Here is a 7,233-nt window from a genome sequence, read left to right as displayed (position 1 = left end):
TTTTAACTTTTAAGCCTTGAATAGGTAAATCTTGAAATGTTCTTTTATACCTTGAATGAACTTTCTTTGAAGTTGTACCACAATAAGGACAGCAAGGATACTCCTTAATAGATTTTACATAAATATAAATAGTATCTTCTATAATTTGATGTTGTATATATTCTAAATTCTTATCTAGTAATTTAATTAAATTATTCATCTTTTGTTCTTTCCCCTTGATTTTATTATTCATATTATATAATAGAATCTAGGCTGTTTCAACTAACATTGGAAAGAACCACTTTTAGTATGTGTTAAACAGATAGTGCAGAAATTAAAGTTTTAGAAGCTATGCCAAATGGCTATAAGTATTCTAATTTACTTATAAAATTATATTTAAAAGCCTTAAAGTTTGAAGGAGCTTTAAGATTAAATGAATTTATTCCCTACAATTTGCAGATGATCTCTGCAATTGTAGGTATGGATATAGATACAGTAAAAGTTGCTTTTGATATTTATAAGCAGTTAAAACTAATAGAGATATTAGATGATGGAACAATATATATGCTTGAGATACAAAACTTTATTGGGAAGTCTACTACAGAAGCTGATAGAAAGAGAAAATATAGGGCAAAAATTGAAGCTGAAAAGAAGAAAAAATTACTAGAAAGTGATGGTGGACAAATGTCCGACAAAAATCCACCAGAGATAGAACAAGAGATAGAGACAGAGATAGAGCAAGAGATAGAGATACAACAACAGATAGAAAGGATAGTTGAATGTAACCCAAATGAAGCTAAAACAGTTATAAAGACAGTAAAGGCATATAGTAAAGATAGAAATGTTGTTGATGTTGTTAAGGAAAAAATTAAAATTATTAATTCAGGTGATTTTAGAAATAGACTAGGAGCATTAGTAACTGCTATTAAAGAGGATTGGAGTTATAGTGAATCAAAAAATGAAACAAATGGATTTAATAATTTTGAAGGAAGAGATTATGTGAGTGGATACGGAGGGGAAACTTTTAAGTCTTTAGAAAATAAATTACTAGGATGGAATAATTAATAATTTAATAAGGGAAAGGTGATTAAATGAATAATACAGAGATACGAAATAAAATTAAAAAGTATAAAGAATTAAAAGCTGATATTGTTGATATAAATATTAGGATCGCAGAAAAGGAAAGAGAATGTATTGGTATTTCAGCAATGCCTAAGGGGGAAAGGATTAGTCCAACCTATAAAATCACTTCTAGTGTTGAAAGTCAGGCTGAAAAGCATATGGAGGAAGTTGAAAAGCTGCTGCATACGAGATTTATTAAGGAAAATAAGATTAAGAGGATTGACAATGCATTGTCTATTCTTGATGAAATACAAAGAGAAGTTATTGAAAGTATTTTAATAAATAATAAAAGATATTGTTATTTAGAAGAAAAGTTATGTTTAAGCTATTCTAGGATTAAGCAGTTAGAAGTAGAAGCAATTAGTCAAATGGGAAAATATATATAAATAATTTTTATAAAAAGATAGCTTTATTACACCAATAAAAATTGCTGTAATAAAGCTATCTTTTAACTATTCAACATTAATATATACAGAATCAGATACTCTAGGACAACCAACCCCACCATCAATAACTTCTACACGATTATTCATATTATTATATAATCCAGGAACAAGTACTGTTATATAGCAGTAATCACCCATATTTGAGAAACCTATATAACGAGGATTTGTAATAGAATCACCATTTACTTTTAATGTTGCTCCAGTATTATAATTGCTATAAACTCTAAATGTAAGTGCAGCTACATTGGTGTGTACAGTATTATAAGTAGATGCATTTTTCATATTGGTTTTTCTATATGAATTACCACCATAGCTTATAGTATCACCAACTTGTGTGATTTTTAATTCTCCGTATGCATATGCAGATGTTGTATTAATATTCATAAAACCTATTGAAGAAATGATTAATGTTAATATTAATACTCCAAGAAATTTTGAGATTTTTTTCATTTTGTATCATTCCTTTTTAATATTTCGTTCAAAGTATAACATAAAAAGAAATAAATGCAAAATAATAACTATAAAACATTTATATAAAATTAAAGTTTTAAAATGGAAATTCGAAAATTATAAAGGGTGATTTTATGAATAATGGTATACAATCATATGTAAATTCAATGAATACTAATAGAATTAATTATAAAGACAAACTTAATACAAATATTGAAGTAGATTTAATTAATAATCAGCAAAATAAAGAGAAGAATATATCAGAAATATCTAAATCAGATACTATTGAGATAAGGCAAAGTAATGATTTGGTTATAAACACTAAAAAGGCATATGATGCTTTTAGAGAAGCATGTAAAGAAACAGGATCAACAAAATGGAATGGATATATTGCTGATGATATGAGTGGAGATTATCTTATAATTTGTGATTATATGAAATTAAAGGGTTATAAAGTACCTAATTTATTCTATAATGGGGACATGAAAGATTTAAAAAATAATAATGATTTTGTAGGGTTTATCGATACAATCGAAAATTTTGTAAAGACAAATCCTAAATTAAAAGATAACTATCCAACAAAATTTTTTGAATTTACAAAATTATATAAAGAAAAATTAATTCAGTATGGTTGCCAGTAAGTTGTTTTTTTTAGTCAGATAAAGAATTTTATTAGTGTATATTATAAGTATAAAAATATATAGAAATATTATAGAAAAATTAAACAAAGTATGTAGGATACACCATAAAGAATAAGATATAATAGTAATATGAAGTTAGTATAAAGGAACTCTTTTTAACAGGGTTCCTTTATTAATTTGTAAAAATAAGAGGTGATAAAAAGTTATGTATGAAAGTAAGTGGTAAAAATAAGTCTTCTGCAATAAAGAGTAGTAATGATCTTAAAAGAATACAGTCATATTTAAAGATAAATAATTATAAAGCATATATTTTATTTAATATAGGATTAGCTACTGGATATAGGGGAAGTGATCTTGTTAAATTAACAATTCAAGATTTAAAAGAAGCTATAAAAAAAGAGTCTTTAGATATATTAGAGCAGAAAACTATAAATACTAGAAAAGTTAGTTTTAAAAGAAGAGCTCCTTTAGGAAATAAGTTAAGAAATATATTAAAAGAATTTGTAGAAGGAAAAGAAGATTCAGAATATGTATATAGTTCTAGAAAAGGTAGTGGTGAAGGAAAGTATAAGCAGCATATAAGAAGAGATTCTTTAGGAAAAGAATTTAAGAAAGCAGCTATTAAATGTGGAATAGATAATATAGCCATTGGTACACATACACCACGTAAAACTTATGGATATATACAGTATTTAGAACATGATAAAGATATCAATTATGTTCAGGAATTACTAGGTCACGCTTCTATAAAAGCAACTAAAAGTTATATAGGAATTGATGAAGATGTATTAAAAGAATCGTCTATGATTATTGATAAGTATTTATAAAACTTAAGAAATAATCATTTTTTTTATGTCTAAATACCTTACTTTTTAAAGTGCTGGTATAAGATAAGAAAAAATTAAAGCATATATTAGTAACTTAATCAAAAATTGAATACCTTACTTTGTAACAATGTGAGGGATTCAAAGAGTTAAAAAGATATAAAAATTATAGAAAATATCTAGGGAAATATTTAAGGGTAAAATATGCTTGAAAGTTATTTCTTATAGAAATTCATAAAATGAACACACCATCTTAAACTAAGTGCTCATTTTTTTCTTTGAAAGGAGGTGATGATTTGAAAGCAAATGAAGAAAAGATAAATGAGAGCTTAAGTAAGATAGAATCATGGGTTACAGAAGGTCAGACAGATAAAGAAATTGCTGAGAAGTTAGGTATTCCTTATTCAACTTTTAGACGGTATAAGCGAGAAAAAAGTGAGCTAAAAGATGCAATTGCTCAAGGGAAAGATAAAAAGAATGATAATGTTATTCAAGCTTTATATAAAAACTGTACTGGCTATAAGTACTATGAAGAAACACCAGTTAAGGTTAAAGAAGAAGTTATTGCAGATGATGGCACAACAGTGTTAGTTAAAGAAAGAGTTGAAGTTAAGAGTATTAAAAAATTCAAGCCACCAGATTTAGCAGCACAGAAGTATTGGCTTAATAATAGAGATAAAACAAAGTGGCAGGATGATCCTCATAAAGTAACTAATGATAAGAAACTTACTAAGCTTAAGGAGAAAGAAGTTAATTCAAAGGTAATAGAATAAGGAGGGAAACAATGCGGGGTTATTGTGATGAGTGTGGCCATGAGTTTGACTTCAGCAGTATTAAGATAAATAGCAAGTGGATTGATAAAGGTATAGAAAAGAAATATTATAATTGTCCTAAGTGCAATAATGAATTTATAATAGTTATTACTAATCCTGAAATAAGAAAGCTAATGAAGCAGTATAAATCCTTAAGGGTTGAGTATGATTCAATGAATAAAGATAATTGTAATGAAGTACAGGATATGTTAGATAAGCTTTATGAATTACTTAATACTATGAGCTTAAAAGCTGGAGAGCTGAGGAAACAATATGAAGATGACTTGTAAGTATTGTGGCATAGTTAATAAACCTCATAAGTGTCCACACAATAAAAGGAAGGCTGATAGGAGTAGAACTGATAATAAAATTTATGAGTCAAAAGAATACAGGAGTTTAAGAACTGATGTATTAGAGGATTTTAATTATACTTGTCTTTGGTCTTTATATGTTGATGGCAAGGTTATTGAAGCTGATAGAACACATCATATTATTGAGATATTAGAAGATGAAAGTAAAGCTACTGAATATGATAATCTTATTACATTAAATAATAAAGTTCATGATGAAGTTCATAGGCTTTATAAGTTAGGTTTAGAAGTTAAAGAAAAGCTTCAGGATTTATTAAAAGAAATGGATGAAAGTTATAAAAATGGAGATAGAACTTTAGGGAAGTATAGAAAAGAAGTTAAGAAAATATATCCCCCCTATATCTCAATTTTTTAAAGAAACGATTTTTTATCAGAACGGGGCTACCTTTCTACACACGAAATCTGTAAAATGAGATTTTTAAAATTTCTTTGGAAGGAGGTTTTAATTTTTGGCAAGACCAACAAAGAGTGCAAGAGTTTTAAGTGAGTGCTCACAGACTAAAGATGAAATTAATTCAAGAATAGAAAATGAAGAAAAATTAAAAGGAAAATCAGAAGTACATCCAACACAGCAGCTGACAAAGAGTCAGTTGGTTATATTTAATTTTGTAAAAGATGAACTTAAAGAGTCTAAGCTATTAAGTGGTTTGGATTCTTTTTTATTGACTCTTTTTTCAATAACAGCTGATAGGCTGCAGTTTATTGAAGATAAGATTAATAAGAAACCAAGCTTGGCATTTAATAAGGACTTAATTTCTTCTAAGAAAGCTTATACAGCAGACTTTTTAAGGTGCTGTAATGAATTATCTTTATCACCTCAATCAAGGGCAAAATTAGCTAATATTAATGTTACTGCTAAAGGCGATAAAGAGGATTCAGTTTTATCTATCGTAAGGAAAAAGAAACATGAACATAAGAAATAGCAATGCTTATGATTATGCTTTATGGTGTATTGATGAAGATAATAATAAAGTTGGTAAGTACATTAAAAAGCAATGTAAAGCTTGGCTTGATATTGTAGATGGTACGGATGATGATGCTTATTTTGATAATGAAGATTACGAAATAATTTATGAGCTTTTAGGTCAGATGATTCATCCAGATTTACATGAGCCATTAAATGAGCGTTTAGAAAATTATGCAGAGCTTTTTATATATGCAACTTTATGTACTAAATATAAAGATGGCAGTAAGTTATATATTACAAGTCTATTAGAGATATCAAGAAAGAACTATAAGACTTTCTATGCAGCCATAATATTTATTTTAGAAATGATGTTAGAGAATGATTTTGATAGATATTTTTCAGTTGCACCAGATTTAAAACTATCTAGTGAATTAAAACTGGCAATAAAAAAGATTATTAAAGTTAGCCCTGATATAGCAAAACACTTTAAAGTAACAAGAGATTATACACGCTGCAAGTTTAATGAAGCTGAATATGTGGCTTTAGCTTATTCAAATGATAACATGGATGGAAAGCTGGCTAGGTTATGGCTTGCTGACGAAGCAGGTAATTTAGATTCATATCCAGTTGAAGCCATGAGATCTTCACAAATTAATTTATGGAATAAGCAAGGAATTATCATAAGTACTCAATATCCTAATGATAATAATGTTTTCTTAGATGAAATTGATTATGGTAAGAAAATATTAGATGGACTTATAGAAGATAAAAGGTTCTTTTGTTTATTATATGAGCCTAATGATTCATTAAGGAAAGAGTGGCAGACTAATGATTTAGTAATATATCAATCTAATCCAGTTGCAGTTGATAATGTTCTTATGTTTGATGAACTTAAAAAGAGCAGGACAAAGGCAATTCTTTATGAGAATAAGAAAGAAAATTATCTTTGTAAGCACAACAATATTCAATATAAAGGCTTAGGAGCAGAAGGCTATGTTGATATTGATATAGTTAAGCAGTGCAGGATTATTGAAGATTTAGATTTTTGGAGAGGTAAGAAAGTTTATTTAGGATTAGATTTATCTATGACTGAAGATAATACTTCAGTTTCAATGGTTACTGAGTATGAAGACTTTTTATATGCTAAGGTTTGGGCCTTTATTCCTAAAGATAAGATTGAGGTTAAATCTAATAAGGAAAGATTAAATTATAAGAAAATGATAGATGATGGAATTTGCTTTGCTTGTGGAGATGATGCCATTGATTATAAGTTTGTTGAAGATTTTATTATGAACTTAGAGGACAAGTATGGGGTTGAGATTATTCAAATTGGATATGATAGATATAATTGTTTATCTACAGCACAAAAGCTTGAAGCAGCAGGTTATGAAGTTGTTGAAGTTAAACAGCACAGCAGTATATTACATGCACCAACTAAGCTTCTTAAAGAATATATTTTACATAGAACTTTCAAGTATGATAATAACAGGCTTTTGGAGATTAATTTTTCTAATGCTAGATGTACTGAAGATACTAATAAAAATAAGTATGTTAATAAGAAAAAGTCAGCAGGAAAGGTTGATATGGTAGTTAGTACAATTATTGCAGTTTGTCTTATGCAGGCAGAGCAGCTTGATAATTCTGATTGTACTATTCAAGTAGTTTAGAAGGGAGGGGGAAG

The 7,233-nt window shown here is 27.8% G+C and carries 11 protein-coding genes; 9 read left to right on the top strand and 2 right to left on the bottom strand.

The window, feature by feature from the left end; genetic code table 11:
- On the bottom strand, window positions 1-199 hold a 199-nt coding region (locus BM384_RS04190; RefSeq protein WP_175537277.1), incomplete at its 3' end, for a transposase family protein.
- A 113-nt stretch (window positions 200-312) separates the two neighbouring features.
- Here BM384_RS04190 and BM384_RS04185 point away from each other — a divergent pair.
- On the top strand, window positions 313-1,044 hold the full coding sequence (locus tag BM384_RS04185) for a phage replisome organizer N-terminal domain-containing protein (RefSeq protein WP_278280892.1): 732 nt from the start codon (window positions 313-315) through the stop codon (window positions 1,042-1,044).
- Window positions 1,045-1,070: 26 nt separating this feature from the next.
- Complete coding sequence (locus tag BM384_RS04180; protein ID WP_090011372.1) at window positions 1,071-1,487, top strand: hypothetical protein; 417 nt, start codon at window positions 1,071-1,073, stop codon at window positions 1,485-1,487.
- Between the two features lie 66 nt (window positions 1,488-1,553).
- Here BM384_RS04180 and BM384_RS04175 read toward each other — a convergent pair whose 3' ends face one another.
- Window positions 1,554-1,997, bottom strand: coding sequence for a hypothetical protein (locus tag BM384_RS04175; protein ID WP_090011369.1), 444 nt, complete (start codon window positions 1,995-1,997; stop codon window positions 1,554-1,556).
- Between the two features lie 134 nt (window positions 1,998-2,131).
- On the opposite strand from BM384_RS04175, the gene BM384_RS04170 reads away from it, so the two are divergent.
- From BM384_RS04170 to BM384_RS04140, 7 genes are all read left to right on the top strand, one after another.
- Window positions 2,132-2,638 (top strand): hypothetical protein, encoded by a 507-nt coding sequence (locus BM384_RS04170; protein ID WP_090011367.1) that lies wholly within the window; start codon window positions 2,132-2,134, stop codon window positions 2,636-2,638.
- 209 nt (window positions 2,639-2,847) lie between these two features.
- Complete coding sequence (locus BM384_RS04165) at window positions 2,848-3,465, top strand: tyrosine-type recombinase/integrase (RefSeq protein ID WP_090011365.1); 618 nt, start codon at window positions 2,848-2,850, stop codon at window positions 3,463-3,465.
- A 293-nt stretch (window positions 3,466-3,758) separates the two neighbouring features.
- Window positions 3,759-4,235, top strand: coding sequence for a helix-turn-helix domain-containing protein (locus BM384_RS04160; RefSeq protein ID WP_090011363.1), 477 nt, complete (start codon window positions 3,759-3,761; stop codon window positions 4,233-4,235).
- Between the two features lie 11 nt (window positions 4,236-4,246).
- Window positions 4,247-4,564: a hypothetical protein gene (locus tag BM384_RS04155; RefSeq protein ID WP_090011362.1), complete on the top strand. Its 318-nt coding sequence runs from the start codon at window positions 4,247-4,249 to the stop codon at window positions 4,562-4,564.
- Window positions 4,548-5,000: a hypothetical protein gene (locus BM384_RS04150; RefSeq protein ID WP_090011360.1), complete on the top strand. Its 453-nt coding sequence runs from the start codon at window positions 4,548-4,550 to the stop codon at window positions 4,998-5,000. The genes BM384_RS04155 and BM384_RS04150 overlap by 17 nt, the downstream gene beginning before the upstream one ends.
- 94 nt (window positions 5,001-5,094) lie before the next feature.
- Complete coding sequence (locus BM384_RS04145) at window positions 5,095-5,568, top strand: P27 family phage terminase small subunit (protein WP_090011358.1); 474 nt, start codon at window positions 5,095-5,097, stop codon at window positions 5,566-5,568.
- Window positions 5,552-7,219, top strand: coding sequence for a terminase TerL endonuclease subunit (locus BM384_RS04140; RefSeq protein ID WP_090011356.1), 1,668 nt, complete (start codon window positions 5,552-5,554; stop codon window positions 7,217-7,219). The genes BM384_RS04145 and BM384_RS04140 overlap by 17 nt, the downstream gene beginning before the upstream one ends.
- The last annotated feature ends 14 nt before the right edge of the window (window positions 7,220-7,233 follow it).

The organism is Clostridium sp. DSM 8431 (genome assembly GCF_900116755.1).
In the GTDB taxonomy this organism is placed as follows: domain Bacteria; phylum Bacillota; class Clostridia; order Clostridiales; family Clostridiaceae; genus Clostridium.
Note: the sequence above shows the minus strand (reverse complement) of the source record. Positions and strands in the feature narration are given on the sequence as shown.